The sequence below is a fragment of the Arthrobacter sp. Y3225209 genome, from assembly GCF_059090685.1.
This window is the reverse complement of the sequence record NZ_JBNHFW010000015.1, coordinates 35,348-51,202: the sequence shown is the minus strand read 5'-3', so window position 1 is coordinate 51,202 and position 15,855 is coordinate 35,348. Positions and strand designations below refer to the sequence as shown.

The 15,855-nt window shown below is 64.7% G+C and carries 16 protein-coding genes; 8 read left to right on the top strand and 8 right to left on the bottom strand.

The annotated features are described in order from the left end of the window. Window positions 1-17: 17 nt before the first annotated feature. Complete coding sequence (locus AC5RVB_RS09960) at window positions 18-824, bottom strand: hypothetical protein (protein WP_227904053.1); 807 nt, start codon at window positions 822-824, stop codon at window positions 18-20. 91 nt (window positions 825-915) lie between these two features. Between AC5RVB_RS09960 and AC5RVB_RS09955 the strand changes: the two genes are divergently transcribed. The 4 genes from AC5RVB_RS09955 to AC5RVB_RS09940 are packed head-to-tail and all read left to right on the top strand — an operon-like array spanning window position 916 to window position 4,780. Continuing rightward, a complete protein-coding gene (locus tag AC5RVB_RS09955) occupies window positions 916-1,809 on the top strand; it encodes an aldo/keto reductase (RefSeq protein ID WP_227904051.1) in 894 nt (297 codons plus the stop codon). A 48-nt stretch (window positions 1,810-1,857) separates the two neighbouring features. Continuing rightward, window positions 1,858-2,559 carry a type 1 glutamine amidotransferase domain-containing protein gene (locus tag AC5RVB_RS09950; RefSeq protein WP_227904049.1) on the top strand — a complete coding sequence of 234 codons (702 nt, stop codon included), beginning with the start codon at window positions 1,858-1,860 and terminating at the stop codon, window positions 2,557-2,559. Between the two features lie 4 nt (window positions 2,560-2,563). Further along, window positions 2,564-3,418: an SDR family oxidoreductase gene (locus AC5RVB_RS09945; RefSeq protein ID WP_227904047.1), complete on the top strand. Its 855-nt coding sequence runs from the start codon at window positions 2,564-2,566 to the stop codon at window positions 3,416-3,418. 39 nt (window positions 3,419-3,457) lie between these two features. After that, on the top strand, window positions 3,458-4,780 hold the full coding sequence (locus AC5RVB_RS09940) for a multidrug effflux MFS transporter (protein WP_494142610.1): 1,323 nt from the start codon (window positions 3,458-3,460) through the stop codon (window positions 4,778-4,780). A gap of 26 nt (window positions 4,781-4,806) precedes the next feature. On the opposite strand, the gene AC5RVB_RS09935 is transcribed toward AC5RVB_RS09940, so the two are convergent. The 6 genes from AC5RVB_RS09935 to AC5RVB_RS09910 all read right to left on the bottom strand — a co-directional run bounded on the left by AC5RVB_RS09935 (window position 4,807) and on the right by AC5RVB_RS09910 (window position 10,966). Next, window positions 4,807-5,262, bottom strand: a complete 456-nt coding sequence (locus AC5RVB_RS09935; protein WP_227904044.1) for a DUF3817 domain-containing protein — start codon at window positions 5,260-5,262, stop codon at window positions 4,807-4,809. 149 nt (window positions 5,263-5,411) lie between these two features. Further along, window positions 5,412-6,803 carry an ABC transporter substrate-binding protein gene (locus AC5RVB_RS09930; protein ID WP_494142609.1) on the bottom strand — a complete coding sequence of 464 codons (1,392 nt, stop codon included), beginning with the start codon at window positions 6,801-6,803 and terminating at the stop codon, window positions 5,412-5,414. A 67-nt stretch (window positions 6,804-6,870) separates the two neighbouring features. After that, entirely contained in the window at window positions 6,871-7,788 is a 918-nt protein-coding gene (locus AC5RVB_RS09925) for a carbohydrate ABC transporter permease (protein WP_227904041.1), read from the bottom strand. Beyond that, entirely contained in the window at window positions 7,785-8,726 is a 942-nt protein-coding gene (locus tag AC5RVB_RS09920) for a carbohydrate ABC transporter permease (protein ID WP_494142608.1), read from the bottom strand. Before AC5RVB_RS09920 ends, AC5RVB_RS09925 begins: the two co-directional genes overlap by 4 nt. A gap of 367 nt (window positions 8,727-9,093) precedes the next feature. Further along, a complete protein-coding gene (locus AC5RVB_RS09915) occupies window positions 9,094-10,008 on the bottom strand; it encodes a DUF5996 family protein (RefSeq protein WP_494142607.1) in 915 nt (304 codons plus the stop codon). A 103-nt stretch (window positions 10,009-10,111) separates the two neighbouring features. After that, window positions 10,112-10,966 (bottom strand): glycerophosphodiester phosphodiesterase, encoded by an 855-nt coding sequence (locus AC5RVB_RS09910; protein WP_494142606.1) that lies wholly within the window; start codon window positions 10,964-10,966, stop codon window positions 10,112-10,114. Window positions 10,967-11,186: 220 nt separating this feature from the next. On the opposite strand from AC5RVB_RS09910, the gene AC5RVB_RS09905 reads away from it, so the two are divergent. Continuing rightward, window positions 11,187-11,576, top strand: coding sequence for a VOC family protein (locus AC5RVB_RS09905; protein ID WP_227904033.1), 390 nt, complete (start codon window positions 11,187-11,189; stop codon window positions 11,574-11,576). A 14-nt stretch (window positions 11,577-11,590) separates the two neighbouring features. Here AC5RVB_RS09905 and AC5RVB_RS09900 read toward each other — a convergent pair whose 3' ends face one another. Then, window positions 11,591-12,619 (bottom strand): LacI family DNA-binding transcriptional regulator, encoded by a 1,029-nt coding sequence (locus AC5RVB_RS09900; RefSeq protein ID WP_227904031.1) that lies wholly within the window; start codon window positions 12,617-12,619, stop codon window positions 11,591-11,593. Window positions 12,620-12,756: 137 nt separating this feature from the next. On the opposite strand from AC5RVB_RS09900, the gene AC5RVB_RS09895 reads away from it, so the two are divergent. Genes AC5RVB_RS09895 through AC5RVB_RS09885 form a run of 3 tightly spaced genes read left to right on the top strand, consistent with a single transcriptional unit; the run spans window position 12,757 to window position 15,855 of the window. After that, window positions 12,757-14,067, top strand: coding sequence for an ABC transporter substrate-binding protein (locus AC5RVB_RS09895; protein ID WP_227904030.1), 1,311 nt, complete (start codon window positions 12,757-12,759; stop codon window positions 14,065-14,067). 19 nt (window positions 14,068-14,086) lie between these two features. Continuing rightward, entirely contained in the window at window positions 14,087-15,037 is a 951-nt protein-coding gene (locus AC5RVB_RS09890; RefSeq protein ID WP_227904029.1) for a carbohydrate ABC transporter permease, read from the top strand. Next, window positions 15,037-15,855, top strand: a complete 819-nt coding sequence (locus tag AC5RVB_RS09885; protein WP_227904027.1) for a carbohydrate ABC transporter permease — start codon at window positions 15,037-15,039, stop codon at window positions 15,853-15,855. The genes AC5RVB_RS09890 and AC5RVB_RS09885 overlap by 1 nt, the downstream gene beginning before the upstream one ends.

Here is a 15,855-nt window from a genome sequence, read left to right as displayed (position 1 = left end):
CTTGGCGGCAGAGCGGATTACCGCGCAGCCGTCTTCCCGGCCTTCTTCGCGGCCTCGGGCCGGGGCTTGGGACGCCGTTTCTTCCGCCGCCGCGGTCCCTGGCCGCTCATGGGCGGTCGCGGCTCACCGAACCGGGGACCGGTCCAGAACCGCCCGCCGATGAGGACACCGGCCGACACTCCGAAACCAAATACCAGCCCAAAAACGGTCTGACCAGCCAGGAGCAACACGAGGAACAGTACCGGCAGGGCAAGCGACGCCAGGAACCTCTGCTCCGGGGTCTTTGGCCAACGCATCAGCGCGCACCCCGCAAGGACCCCGCCGACCAGGCACGCACCCACCTCGATCGTGGGCGATGCGAGCAGGAAGAGGGCAGTCCCCAGCCCCAGCAGCAGCAGAGCGCTCACGGCATTGACGGCCGCCGGCTGCCAGCCTCCCGGATAGCTGCCCTCTGCATTGCGGCGGCGCGGGTTTTTCCGGCGGAACTCCGCTCCGGCCCGCGGGCCAAGCCAGACATATCCGCCCATGATGCCACCGGCAATGAAGCCCAAAATCCACGGACCCGCCGCAGGGATTCCCACGTCCTGCTGAAGCAGTATCAGGCTTCCCAGGATGAGCAGGAATGCAGGGGCTCCCATGACCATAAAGGCCCGCTGCGACAGGTTGACCACCCGATACAGAAGGGCGCCGTAGATTGCCCCCAGCAGGAAGAAGGCCAATGCTTCGGCCAGGGCCTGCCCGAAGTACAGGACGCACATTCCTGCCGGCAGCAGCACCATTCCGGCACGCAGATTCCGTTCGACGTTCCACTTCGTTGCACTCACGCGGCAATTCCCCCTCGCTGCAAGGGTATCCCCCGCGGTGCTTGTAAGCCTGCTGAGGAATAAGCCGGCTGCACGGCACGTTGGCGCTTACATGACTGATACGACGGATACTTCACCCGCCCTGTCCCCCACCATCGACCTCTTGGACCTCGGCACCGTACACCGCCTGGGCTTCGGCGCCATGCGGATTGTGGGACCCGGTGTCTGGGGCGAGCCCGAAAGCCGCGGCACCGCCGTTGACGTGGTCCGCCGCGCCGTCGAGCTGGGCGTCGACTTCATCGACACCGCCGATTCCTACGGCCCGAACATCAGCGAAGAGATCATCGCCGAAGCGCTCTACCCCTACCCGGACGGCGTGCGCATCGCCACCAAGGTCGGCTTTGTCCGCACCGGACCGGATGTCTGGGTGCCGGTGGGCCGCCCGGAGTACCTGCGCCAGCAGACCGAACTGTCGCTGCGCAAGCTGAAGGTGGACTCCCTGGACCTGCTGCAGCTGCACCGCATCGACCCCAAGGTGGACCGCGACGAGCAGTTCGCCGTACTGCGCGACCTTCAGCAGGAAGGCAAGGTCAAGGCCCTCGGCCTGTCCCAGGTCTCCGTTGAAGACCTGGAGGCCGCCGCGAAGTTCTTCACCGTTTCCACCGTGCAGAACCGCTACAACCTCACCGACCGTTCCTCCGAGGACGTACTGAAGTACTCCGAGGACAACGGCATCGGCTTCATTCCGTGGGCACCGATTTCCGCCGGCGAACTGGCGAAGCAGGGCGGCCCGGTGGATGAAGCGGCCAAGCGCCTGGGTGCCAGCACATCGCAGGTGGCCCTGGCCTGGCTGCTGCGCCGCTCGCCGGTCATGATGCCGATTCCGGGCACGGGCTCCATTGCGCACCTCGAAGACAACCTGGGAGCGGCGAACATCTCCCTTGACGACGCCACCTTCGCGGAGCTCGACGCCGCCGGTGCCGCCGCAGCCGCGGACGCCAAGTAACCTTCCCGCCTCTTATCTTTTTTCCACAGCACCAAGGAGACACAACACATGGCTAACATTCTGATGGTCGTATCCGCCGCCGATTCCCTCACCATGCGGGACGGCAGCGAGCATCCCACCGGCTACTGGGCCGAGGAACTCGTCGAGTCCCACCGCGTCCTGCGCGAAGCCGGGCACACCGTCCGCATCGCCACCCCGGGGGGCGCCAAGCCCACCGTGGACCAGGTATCCCTGGCCCCCGAGTCCGCCGGCAGCGCCGAAAAGGCCGCCGCCTTCACCCAGTACATTGCGTTCATCGACGCCGAGCTGTCCAACCCGCTGGTGCTCGCTGACGCGGACCTGACCGAGTACGACGCCGTGGTCATGCCGGGCGGGCACGGGCCCATGAGCGACCTCGCCTTCGACAAGGACCTGGGCCGGATCCTCACCGAGGCGGACGCCGCCGGCAAGATCATTGCCCCGTTCTGCCACGGCCCGGCCGGCCTGCTCAGCGCCGAGACCGACAACGGCGACTTTGTCTTCGCCGGCCGCAAGGTCACCGTCTTCACCGACGAGGAAGAACTCAACGGCGGCACCGGGGAGAACACCCCCTGGTTCGTCGAGGAAGTCCTGCGGAACAAGGGCGCCGAAGTGGAGACCGGACCGGCCTGGACCAGCTACGTGGTCCGCGACCGCAACCTGATCTCCGGCCAGAACCCCCAGTCCAGCGAAGATGTGGCCAAGGCCGTCATCTCCGCTCTGGCCGAGTAACTACGTGAGAGTCCTGATCGCCGGCTGTGGCGATCTGGGTACGGAAGCCGGCCTGCGGTTCGCCGCAGCCGGCTTTTCCGTGCTCGGCTGGCGGCGCTCCCCGGAAAACCTCCCCGCTCCCATTACCGGCCAGGCCGCGGACCTGACCGGCAGGACGGGCGAACTGCCCCGGATTCCCGCGGGCACCGACGTAGTGGTGATTGCCGTGGCCGCCGGCGAACGCAGCGAAGCGGCCTACCGGGCCGCCTATGTGGACGGGACCGCCAACGTGCTGGACGCCCTGGAGCGCGACGGCGTCCGGCCCCGGCGCATCCTGTTTGTCTCCTCCACCGCGGTCTACGGCGACGCCGGCGGCGGCGAGGTGGATGAGCACACCCCGCCGGCTCCTGCCTCGGTGACCGGTGAAGTGATCCTGGAAGCCGAGCGGCTCCTCCACGACCGCCGCCCCGATGCCGTGGTGCTGCGACTGGCCGGCATCTACGGACCCGGACGCACCCGCCTGATCGATACCGTGTCCGCAGGCACCGCCGTCGTCCCCGCCGGGACCCGGCTGACCAACCGCATCCACCGGGATGATGCAGCCGCCGCCATAGTGCATCTGAGCACACAGGTTTCACATCCGGACCCGCTCTATGTTGGAGTAGATGAGGAGCCGGTGGAACTGGCCGATGTACTGCAGTTCCTGGCCGCCGAACTCCGTACGGAGCTTCCCGCCCCGTCCGACTCCGGAAGCAGCCGCGGCGGCAACCGCCGGATCAGCAACCGGAGACTGCTCGGCACCGGATTCGAGTTCGCCTACCCCACGTTCCGCGAAGGGTACCGGGCCGTCCTGGCCGGCACCGGAGTCCGGCATCCATAGCTTTTTCCGTTCCGACAGTAACCGCACCAGGAGTGCCGAGTGAGCGAAACACCGCCCGAAACCGTACCACCCGGCTCCACTTCATCTGGAGCCGACGCCTCCGCCCGGCCCGCACGCACGGGCGGCCGCACCAGCATCAAGTACATCCTGATGCTCGGCGCCCTGGCCGCGCTGCCAGCAGTCACCACGGACATGTACCTGCCGGCACTGCCCCAGGTGGCGGAGGACCTGCATACCAGTGCCGCCGCAGCGCAGTTCACCCTGTCCGGGACGCTGCTCGGGGCCGCAGTGGGACAGCTGGTGATCGGACCGTTCTCGGACCGGTTCGGCCGCAGGCTGCCGCTGATCATCGGCATCGCCCTGCACGTGCTGGTGTCCCTGGCCTGCTTCCTGGCCCCGAACATCGGCGCCCTGATTGTCCTCCGGCTGCTGCAGGGCTTCTTTAATGCCGCCGCCGGCGTGGTGGCGCTGGCCGTGGTCCGCGACCGGTTCACCGGTTCCACCGCCGCCGCCATGCTGTCGCGGCTGATGCTGATAATCGGGCTAGCCCCGCTGCTGGCACCGTCCATCGGCCAGGCGGTGTCCGGCCTGTGGAACTGGCGGGCGGTGTTCCTCGCGCTGGCACTGATCGGCGTCGTCCTCGGGGCGATTGTGCTCCGGTGGATGCCCGAGACCCTGCCGCCGGAACGGCGCAGGACCAAGGCAGGAGCCAGCACGTTCAGCGGCTTCCGGGTCCTGTTCCGGGACCGCAGGTTCCTCGCACTGGCCGTCATTCCCGGCCTGGGCATGGCAGTGATCATGAGTTATGTGGTGGGATCGCCCTTTGTTTTCCAGGACGAGTACGGGCTCAGCCCCGCGCAGTACGCGCTGGTATTCGCCATCAACGGCGTCGGCATGGTGATCTCCGCCCAGCTCAACGCCTGGCTGGTGGGCAGGTACTCCCCCATGGGCATTCTGCGGGTTGCCGTGATTGTGCTGCTGGGCCTGGCGGTGCTGCTGCCGGTCATTCTGGTGACCGGCCTTGGCGGCGTGGCGGGCCTGACCGCCGGGCTGTGGCTGGTGCTGGCCATGCACGGCTTTATTGCCGCGAACTCCTCGGTGCTGGCCCTGGCCGACTACGGCCACATGGCCGGCAGTGCCGCCGCCATGATCGGTGCCCTGCAGGTGGGGCTGGCCGGACTCATCAGCCCGCTGGTAGGCCTGTTGGGCGGCGGCGCGATGGCGATGGTCTCGGTGATTATCGGCTGCGCGGCACTGATCGTCCTGATCCTGGCCACGGCGACGACGGCGTACCGGGGCGACGCCTCCAACCGGCCCGGACGGCGCCGGCTGCGACAGGGAACGGAGCCCGGAGCCGTCTGAGGCGTTCCCCCGGCGCCGGGCCTCCGCTAGCCCTTCGGGATGGGCGGACCCAGGATCAGCAGGACGCTAAACACCACGGCCACGGCCACCAGCGCCACGGCGCCGGCGGCTATCGGACGGCGCAGCACCATGGCGGCAACCTTGTCGACGGCGTTGGTTGGCTTTTCGCCGCCCGGCGCCATTCGCCAGCCGCCGTCCAGCAGTCCGCGGCGGTCCACGGACTTTTCGAACGGAATGGTTGCCCACGGGATCACCGTGGTGACCAGGCCCAGGATGCCGGTGCGTACCGGCCACTTCTGGTTCGCCCAGACAAAGAGGGTGACCACGCCGTAGGCCAGGAACACAAAACCGTGCAGGCCGCCGGCAATCGGGGTAAAGCTCTCATTCTCGAAGCCGTACTTGAACACCAGTGCTGCAATCAGCAGGGTCCAGGTCACCGCCTCCGCGAAAGCCAGTGCGCGGAAGAGTTTGCGGGGGGTCATATGCGGGAACCACCTTCTGCAGAGATTTACCAACAGTATGTCAGGATGCCGTCAGTGGATGCGAATCCCGCCGACGCAGCAGGACCCGCGGCACAGGGGATGTGCCGCGGGTCCTGCTGCCCTCCGGCCGGGGCGGCCGGTGCGGGTGGTTACTTCACCGAGTTGTTGTAGTTCTCCACTTCAACCTTCAGCTCAGTCACTGAATCCGTGAGCTCGGACTTGCTGTCTCCGCCAAGCAGTGCACCTTCGAGGGCGTTCTCTGCTGCCTCCCGTGCCTGCGGCATGGTGCCGGCCGAGCAGCCCTGGGTGGCCGACGTCAACTCGGTGGCTTCCAGCTGGTCCACGGCCACGTTGAACTGCGGGTGCTGCTCGCGCCACTCCACGTCCTTCGGCTCATCCAGTGCAGCCTTGGAGATCGGGAAGTAGCCGGTGCCGGTGTGCCAGGTTGCCTGGCTTTCCGGCTGGGCGAGGAACTGCATGAACTCCCAGGAAGCCTGCTTCTCCGCTTCCGAGTGACCCTCGTCGGAGACCCAGAGCGATGCTCCGCCGATGATGGGTCCCGAATCGTTCTGCTCGATCTTCGGGTAGAAGCCCACGCCGAGCTCAAAGCCCTGTTCGTCGGCTGCCTTCTGCATACCGCCCAGGGCGCCGGTGGATTCCAGCGTGATGCCGATGGTGCCGCTCTTGAAGGCATTCTGCGCGTCTGCGGTGACCCGGCCGGTGTTGCCGGCTACCCCGGTATCCACCAGTTCCTTCCACCAGTCGACAAACTGGACGGCGGTGTCATTATTGAACGTGTATTCGCCGGCCCGCTCGCCTGACCGGCCGTTGTCCGGGCCGCAGTAAAGCTCGCCGTTGGCAGCAATTTCCTGCTCCAGCAGCCAGCCGTAAATGGCGGCGTTGAAGCCGAACTCGGCGGGGCCGCCGTTGACCTTGGACAGCTTATTGGCTGCATCCCCGACTTCATCCAGCGTTGCCGGCGCCGTCTCCGGGTCCAGGCCTGCTGCTTCGAAGAGGGTCTTGTTGTAGTAGAGCACCGGCATGGAGGTGTTGAACGGCATGGACCACAGCTCGTCATCGATGGTGTAGTAGCCGGCAATATTGGGCTGCAGGTCCGAGACGTCATATTCATCCCGGTCAATAAACGCCTGCGTGGGCAGTACGGCGCCGGAATCAATCATGAACTGGGTGCCGATGTCATAGATCTGCACCATGCTGGGCGCGCTGTTGGACTGCACCGCAGCCTTGTACTTGGTGATGGTGGTGTCGTAATCACCTTGGTAGACGCTTTTGACTTCAACCTTGCCCTCGTTGGCAGCGTTGAACTCTGCGATCAGCTTGTCCAGGGTTTCACCGTTGGTGCCGTCCATGGAGTGCCAGAAATTGACCTCGGTTACCCCTTCCGCCTGTTCCAGGGCGTCAGCGGCAGGCGCTTCGCCGGCCGCCCCCTCGCTTCCGCCGCCGCAGGCGGACAGTGCCAGGGCGAGAGCGGCGGCGCCTGCCAGCAGCGGCAGGCGCAGTGCTCGTGGTGTGGTTCGCATTGAATTCCCTTCAAGGTTCGGCCGGCGGTGTGCCCGCCGGAGGATGCTGAGTGATTGGTTGCCGGGGTTACTTGATCGAGCCGGCAGTGAGGCCGCGGACAATAAAGCGCTGTCCGAAGATGACCAGGATGAGGGTGGGAATGATGGCCAGGACCGTTCCTGCCAGCACCAGCCCCGCGTTGAAGTTGTCCGCGGACCGCAGCTGGGTGATGCCGATCTGGATGGTCTGCATTTCCGGAGTCTGGGTGACCAGCAGCGGCCAGAAGTACATGTTCCAGGCAGAGAGGAAGGACCAGATTCCCAGGGCAGCCAATGTGGGCTTGGAAAGCGGCACCAGTACGGAACGCAGGAAGCGCATGTGGCCGGCGCCGTCAATCCGGGAGGCTTCCCAGAGTTCCACCGGAAAGGACATAAAAGCCTGCCGCAGCAGGAAGATGCCGAATCCGTGGGCCAGGAACGGCAGCACCAGGGCAGGAACCGTATTGATCAGTCCGGCATTGGACATGGTCAGGTAGTTCGGAATGATGATGGCCTCGGACGGCACCATCATGCTGCACATAAACAGGGCAAACCAGAAGAACCGCCAGCGTACTTTCAGGAACACCAGGGCGTAGGCGGCGAGCAGGGAGGTGACCAGCTGGCCCAGAGTGATCAGTCCTGCCATCACCACCGAGTTCACGTACTGCCGGCCCAGCGGAATGGTGTTCAGCGCACCGGCAAAGTTCTCGGCCCGGAAACCGTTAAAGGGCCAGAGCGACGCCGGGTAGGCGTTGATGTCCGCCGGCCCCATAAACGCGCCGACAAAGCCAAAGTAAACCGGGAAGAGAACAATAACCGCACCAAGCGAAAGCGCCAGGTAGGTCAGCACCCGTCCCAGGGTCAGCGGACGCCGCTGCCGTGCCCTCGGTGCAGCAGCGCGTTGCTCGCGCCGTGCGGGTGCGGCGGCGCGGGGTTTCTCGGCGGCCGGGACTGCAGTGCTGCTCATCGGTAGAACACCTTTCGTTCCAGGACGCCGAATTGGATGGCGGATACCGCCACCACAATGATCAGCAGGACTACGGCCTGGGCGGAGGCATAGCCGAAGTTTGAGTTGTTATTGGCGAAGGCCTGCTCGTAAATGGAGTAAACAAGCGTGGTGGTGCTGTCCTGCGGGCCTCCCTTTGTAAGGATGTGGATCTGTCCGAAGCTTTGCAGGGCGTGGATGGTGCCGGTCACCAGCAGGAAGAACAGCTGTGGCGTGAGCAGCGGCATGATGATGGAGCGCTGCATCCGCCAGCCGTGGGCTCCGTCCAGCCGGGCCGCTTCCACCACGTCCTCGGAAACCGCTCCGAGGCCGGCGGACAGGACGAGCAGGTTGTAGCCAAGCTGCATCCAGACCGTGGCCAGCGAGACCGAGAGCAGCGCCCAGGCCGGGTCCGTCAGCCAGCCGACGCGGTCCAGCCCGAAGAAGCCCAACATGCCGTTGAGTACGCCGGTGGCCTGGTTGAACATCACCCCGAAAATCACCGAGGCGGTGGCCACGGAATAGGCGAAGGGAAGTGCGAAGGCCGTACGGAAAAACCGCACCGCCTTGATCTTTTGATGCAGCAGCAGGGCCAGGCCCAGCGCCAGGGCGATGGAGGGAACCACCGTCATGACGGTGAAGGCCAGGGTTACCCACATAACCGTCCAGAAACCCGAATCCGTGAACAGGCGTGTGTACTGGTCGAACCCGACAAATCCCGAGGGGCGCCCGAACAGGTCGCTGCCCTGAAATGACAGGAACACCGAGCGCAGAAGGGGATAGAAAAGAAATGCCGCGAAAACCACAAGGGCTGGCACGAGGTACCACAGAGCCTTGAAACTGCCACGATCCGTTTGACGGTCCTGCTCCGTTTTGGCTGTTTTCCGGGTGGTGCCTACCGGTTTACTAACGGTGCTCATGCACCCGTGCCGGGATTGGGGAACCCGGCCGTTTGTGTGCTGCGCGGACATTGGACGGTTCCGTCCAGCTGCAGCAATTCACCCCATGAAATTCTCATCAGTTATTTCCGTCCATGCGTATGCGGTGCGTTGGGCACCGAGATATTAGTGTTACATCTGTCACACTAGCGAATTTTTCCGCCTAGACAATAAACGCAGGACCAACACCCGATGAACACTCTCGGCGGATATCGGGTATTACCCGCCACCACAAAAAGACTGCCGCGACGGCGGTATCCGGTGGCGGCCAGCTGCCCGGCCCCCACCTTGCCCAGGTCGCGGGTCAGGGCCGCGGGATCGGACCGCGACGGCGGTCACAGGCGCGGGTTTACCCTGACGGCGCGTAGGTCAGCGGTTCCGTAATCCACTCGATGTCATTCCACGGATCCATCCGCTGCAGGATGTCAAAGCAGGTGCGGCAGAAATCCACCACGGCCTGCTGCGGATTGGCATAGGAAAAGGCGTCCTCGAGGGTGAGGACAAATTCGCTGGATTTGGCCAGGAACCGTGCCTTGGACGGGGAGAGCATACTGCCGTAACTGCCGATGTCGGAGAGGAACGGATAGGGCATCACGTAAAAGGCCGGGTCAGTGAAGGACGGGTCCCCGGGCCAGAAACCGAACTCGCAGAACCTCTCATCAAAACTGTTGGCCGAGATCCGGCCGCGGCCCGGATAGGGGGCGGACTGCCCGCTGTAGAGGGCCCCGGACAAGTCCATGGATCCGAACCAATAGGCCGGGAGGTGCACCTTGCCGCGCTGCGGGGCGAGAAACTGTGTCAGGCCGCGCTGTGCGAAGTGCAGGTTGTCCAGGAACAACTCCACGGCATGCCGGTCATAGGTATGGTGCCTGGTGTCTTCGGGAAAAGGCACCGGATCATGGAATTCCTGCGGTTGCGTGTTGACTGCGGTGGGTGCCTGGATGAACTCGAGGCCCGCCATCAGCTGCTGGTAGAAGTCTGCAACACTCAGGCCGTCATTCAGGTCCAGCCTGGTGCGGATGCCGCTGCTGTCCTGGACGTCCACGTGGTGCCGGCGCAGGTTGAAGTAAATTTCGAAGTTTGTGTCCGGGCCGGGAATGACGCCGGTGCCGATGCCCTGCACGCTGAGCGGCATCCGCACGTGCCCCCATTCAGGTTCCGGATAGCTGCGCTGCAGTTTCACCTTGCCCGCCACCTGGAGATACAGATGCAGTGTGTCCGCAGTGGCCTGCCAGTCGGGAAAGCTCAGGAAGTTCTTGTCCATGGGACCCGCCTTTGGTCGGTGACGGACAGCGAACGTGCTCTTCACCCAGTCTGAAACCTGCCCCTGGCCGGGTCAACGGAGGCGCGTTTCGGGGGGGGCCGGGCTAGCGGACAACCGGGACGGCCGGCGGCTCCTCGCTGGTGTCCCGGCCTGCATCCGCGGGTCCGCCCGGAACAGCCGGCGCCAGCAGGTTCCCCGGGAAATCCGTGATGACCGCATCCACGCCCAGCGCAAGGACGGCAGCCGTGTCGGCATCCGAGTTCACGGTGTAGACCCACAGCCCCAGTTCGGCGGCACGGACGGCCGCTGCACCCTGTGCGGTCAGGCACCGGTGATCAGCCACCACTCCCCTGACCCGGGGGTCCGTGCCCGCAAGCAGCACGGCGTCCGGATCGGTGGAGACCAGCTGCCAGGCAGGCAGGTGCAGGTCGGCCAGCCTGCTGACGGAGGCGGGGTCAAAGGAGCTCACGGCCAGCTGCTGTGTTTCGAGCAGCTGCACCCAGTCCGGGTTCCCCGCCAGCATCAGGGCCAGTTCCTGCTCCACCCCCGGTGAACTGGCCGGTGACTTGATCTCAAGGTTAACGCCGAGCTCAAAGCCGAGCGCTGCAGGCAGCTCGGAGAGGAACACAATCGGCTCGCCCGCGTACTCCGGGCCGAAATGGGCTCCGGCGTCGAGCCTGCGCAGTTCCCCGGCGGTGAAAGAGGTGATGGGATCCTCGGCGCGCAGGGGGTATACCTGCGCCACGTTGGTGGTGCGGACGCCGGTTTCGTCATGGAAAAGGAACAATTCACCGTCGGCGGTAAGCCGGACATCGGTTTCAATCATGTTTGCCCCGGCCACAGCGGCCTGTGCAAAGGCGGCCGCCGTGTTTTCCGGCGCAAACCCGCTGTTGCCGCGGTGCCCCACCACCAGCGGAATATGCCGTCCCGGAACGTTAGATTCTGCTTTTTCTGCCACCTGCCGGGACCACTTCCGCTTGGTTTTTCCGCCCCCGCGCCGGGGACCTGTCCTCGTCGATGGTAGGCCCGATTCGCACTTTGACCGTAAATACGTGCCGAGGCCCACGACTATATGTGTGCCACGCTAAACGGTGCAGTTTACGTGCCGGAGAACAGTAGGCTAACGGCGGAGGAAAACTCCGGCGTAGGAAATACGACCTTTATGCAGTGGGGGAAATGTGCGGTTACACCATGTCCAGGTATCAATACCCAGCGACGGCGAGGAATCAGCCCGGCGGTTCTACGCCGATGCACTGGGACTGACCGAGGTGCCCAAGCCGCCGTCGCTGGCCGGGCGGGGCGGCTGCTGGTTCCGGGCGTTCGACGGCGACGCGGTGGTGGCGGAAATCCACCTGGGTGTTGACTCCCCCTTTGTCCCGGCGAAGAAGGCGCATCCCGCATTCGTCCTTGACTCGGCGGCAGCGTTGGAGGAACTCGGCGGCCGGCTTCAGGCCCACGGCTTCGAGGTCTCCTGGACGGAACGGCACACCTTCGAGGGATATGAACGCTTCCATTGCCGGGACCCGTTCGGGAACCGGGTGGAAGTCCTGTCCCCTCCGGCGGTCTGAGCCGGCTTAGGGATTTACCGCTTCGCCACCGAGGCAGCCACGGGCGCCGTGCTCTGGCGCACCACCAGTGAGGTGGCCAGGTCCAGGCGCAGGTTGTTCGGCCGCTCCCCCTCATACAGGCGTACCGCCATTCGCGCCGCCTCTTCGGCCATTTCGATCAGCGGCTGATGCACCGTGGTGAGCGCCGGACTGGACCACTGCGCCACCTGCAGATCGTCATACCCGACAATCGACAGTTCCTCCGGAACCGCAATGCCCAGCTGCCGTGCGGCGTCGAGCACCCCGAGAGCCTGCAGGTCGCTGCCGGCAAAGATTGCGGTGGGCCGGTCCGGCAGTGACAGCAGCTCCAGGGCGTGGTCGCGGCCGCCGTCCACATGGAAATTGCCGTAACGGATCAGGTCCTTGTCCAGGGGCAGCGCGGCGGCGTTCAACGCTGACCGGTAGCCGTCGATGCGGGCCAAGGAACACATCATGTCCTCGGGGCCGGTGATGGCGGCAATCCGGGTGTGTCCCAGCTCGATCAGGTGGCGGGTGGCCATCATGCCGCCGGACCAGTTTGCCGAGCCCACCGAGGGCACGTCCGGGGCAGGGTCCCCGGCCGGGTCGATGATGACAAACGGGATGGACCGGGCCTCCAGCTGGCGGCGCGAATCCTGCGCCAGGTCGGAGAAAACGAGCACGACGCCGACCGGCCGGCGGGCAATCACCCCTTCCACCCACTCGGGCGAGGGCGCATGCCGGGTGCCGCTTTCGGTCAGGACCACGCTCAGCCCTTTTTCACGGGCCACGTTTTCCACCCCGCGGATGATTTCCAGCGCCCAGGCGCTCTCGAGTTCATGGAACACCAGTTCCAGCAGCCGGGACTTGGCTCCGCCCTTCCGGCGGTAGCCGTGGTCCTCCAGGAGGGCCTCCACTTTCGCGCGAGTGTGCCGGGAAACGTCGGTCCTGCCGTTGAGGACTTTCGAAACCGTCGAGAGCGAAACCTCGGCTTCGGCAGCGAGGTCCGCCAGGGTGACGGGGTTCTGCGGCGCAGTTGGCGGCATGGGGATCCTTAGAGTCTTCGAAACAACACAGCGGAAATCAGTTTATAGAAAGTGTTGCGCATCACATTACGCGCAACTTATGCTGACGGCGTCAAGTAACTTTCGATCAATATACCGAAACTTTCGGAAGGTGTTCAATGAGGAACAACCCATCGCTACGGACCCCGGTCCTGGCCGCCGCCGGTGTACTGGCGCTCGGCCTCTCCCTGGCAGGCTGCGGAGGCAGTGACTCCGCAGGCTCAGACCGTCCTGAAAACGAGATCCACGTCCTGGTGTACGGCGACGCCAGCAACGACGTTGAAAACGCCATGGTCGACAAGTTCAACGAAACTTCCGATGTGAAGGTTGTGCTGGACACCATCCCGGGCGCGGAATACCAGCAGAAGCTGCAAACGGTCATGAGCACGGATGCAGCACCGGACATCTTCTTCAACTGGGGCGGCGGCAGCATCTCCGACTTCGTGGAGGCTGATCTGCTGATGCCCCTGGATGACTTCATCGAGGAGGACCCGCAGCTCGAGGAGGCGTTCCTGCCCTCAGTCTTCGACGTCGCCAGGGTGGATGACACCCCGTACGGCATTCCGATGCGCGGAACCCAGCCCGTCATGCTCTTCTCCAACAAAGAGGTTCTGGCCTCCGCCGGCATCTCCGAGCCCCCGCAGACCTGGGATGACCTGCTCGACGCCGTGGATAAGCTCAAGGCCGCCGGCAAGACTCCGATCGCCCTGGGCGGCGGCGACGAATGGCCCACCCAGATGTGGTTCTCCTACGTCTATGACCGGGTGGCCGGTCCCGAACTCTTCGCCTCCGCACTCGAGGGCGACACCGAGGTCTGGGACTCCGAGGAAAGCCGGGAGTCATTGGGCATGCTGCGCGACCTCGTGGATTCCGGGGCGTTCGGCACCAACTTCCAGTCGGTGAAGTTCACCGACGGCGGCTCCCACACCCTGCTCTCCAGCGGTGAGGCAGGCTTCGAACTGATGGGCTCATGGGAGTACTCCACCATCCAGGACATCAACCCTGAGTTTGCGGAGAACAGCCTGGGCTGGAGCGAATTCCCGGAGATCGAAGGCGGCAAGGGTGACGCTGCCAACCTGGTCGGCAACACCAACAACTACTACTCGGTCCTGAAGGACACCCGGTACCCGGACGCCGCCCGCGACTTCCTGAAACTGATGTACTCGGATGAGTTCGTCCAGGAGCACATGGCCATCGGCAACCTGCCCACCACCACCAACACCGAGCAGTTCCTGGACCAGGCGGCCAACCCGGACTATGCCAGCTTCCAGTTCGGCCTGGTGCAGGACGCCCCGAACTTCCAGCTCTCCTGGGACCAGGCGTACCCGCCGGCGGCAACGCCCACCATCCATAGCGCCGTGTCCGATTTCTTCGCCGGAAGTATCGACGAAGACGGCTTTATTGCCGCCATGCAGTCCCTGAAGAAGTAGCCGGAGCGAAGGCCGAACCATGACTACTCTGCTTCCACCCCGGCCTCCGGCCGCATCGGATAACCCCGGCAAGGGTTCTCCGGTGCGGCCGGGCCGGGCCCGGCTCAACCGTCCGGGCGTGGCCTGGACCCTGCCGGCCACCATCTTTTTCCTGCTATTCGCCGCAGTGCCGCTGGTCGCCGTCGTTGTGCTGTCCTTTATGACCTGGACGGGGCTGGGGGAACCGAAGTTTGTGGGCATGGAGAACTGGCAGACGCTCGCCGGTGATTCGGTGATGCTCAAGAGCCTGTGGCTGAGCCTGCTGTTCATTGTGCTGGGGGTGGTGACCCAGACGCCGGTGAGTATCCTGCTGGGCGTCTGGGCCGCCGGCCCGCAGCGAAACCGTGCAGTGCTCAGCGCCATCTTCTTCCTTCCGCTGCTGCTCTCCTCGGCCGCCATCTCCGTACTGTGGCGCGCCCTGCTGGACCCGAACTTCGGTGTACCGGCCCAGTTCCGGTGGCTGTTCGGGGACGGCAACCTGTTTGGCCACCAGTCCACTGCCATCGGCGTGATCATTTTTGTGAGCATGTGGCAGTTCACCCCGTTCCACACGCTGATCTACCAGGGCGCCGCCAAGTCCGTTCCACCGGTGCTGTACCAGGCCGCGGAGGTGGACGGGGCCGGACGGATCCGGCAGTTCTTCTCCATCACGCTTCCGCAGCTGCGCAACAGCATGATCACCTCCGTGATCCTGATGGTGGTGGGCGGACTGACCACCTTCGAAACGGTGCTGATCCTGACCAACGGCGGTCCCGGCACGGATACCACCATCACCGCCTTCTACATGTTTGAGGAAGCCTTCCGCCGCTACAACTTCGGCATGGGTTCGGCCATTGCGCTGGTCCTGGTGGTGGTGGCCACCGCCATCTCGCTGATCATGGTCAAGCTCTCCGGCTACGACAAGATGCGCAGCACCATGGAGGGAGTCTGATGCGTACCCGACCCAATTACATTGCCGGGGCTGCGGTCACCGTCTGGCTCCTGATCGTGGCCCTGCCGCTGTACGTGATGGTGGCGGCCAGCGTGCAGACCCGTTCCGATTTCAGTGCCAACGGACCGGTGGCACTGCCCACCAACCTGACCCTGGACAACTTCCTCGAGGTGTTCAACAGCGGTTTCGGCAGGTATTTCCTGAACACGTTTTTGGTCACCGCCGGTGTGGTGGGCATTGTGCTGCTGGTGGTGCCGCCGCTGGCCTACGCCATTGTCCGCAGCCAGTCCCGGGCCACTACGCTGATCTTCCGGTTCTTCCTGCTGGGCCTGGCTATTCCGGTCCAGGCCGTGATTGTGCCGATGTTCTACCTGATCAATTCGGTGGGCCTGTATGACACGCTGCTGGGCATCATCCTGCCCACTGCGGCCTTTGCCCTGCCCATCTGCACGCTGATCCTTTCGGGAACCATGCGGGACATTACCCCCGAGCTTTATGAGGCAATGTCAGTGGACGGTGCGAGCACCTGGCGGACCTTTATCCGCCTGGTGCTGCCGCTGTCCAAGGGCGGGCTGTCCACCATTGCCGTCTTTGCCGCCCTGCAGGGCTGGAACGGGTTCCTGCTGCCGCTGATCCTGACCCAGTCCGATGCCACGAAGGTGGTCACTCTGGGCCTCTTCAACTTCCAAACCCAGTACGGCATCAACGTGCCGGGCATCCTCGCCGCAGTGATGCTCTCCATGGTTCCGGTGCTGCTGGTGTACCTCTTCGCGCGCCGAGCGCTGGTCCAGGGCCTTATGGGCGTGGGCGGAAAGTAG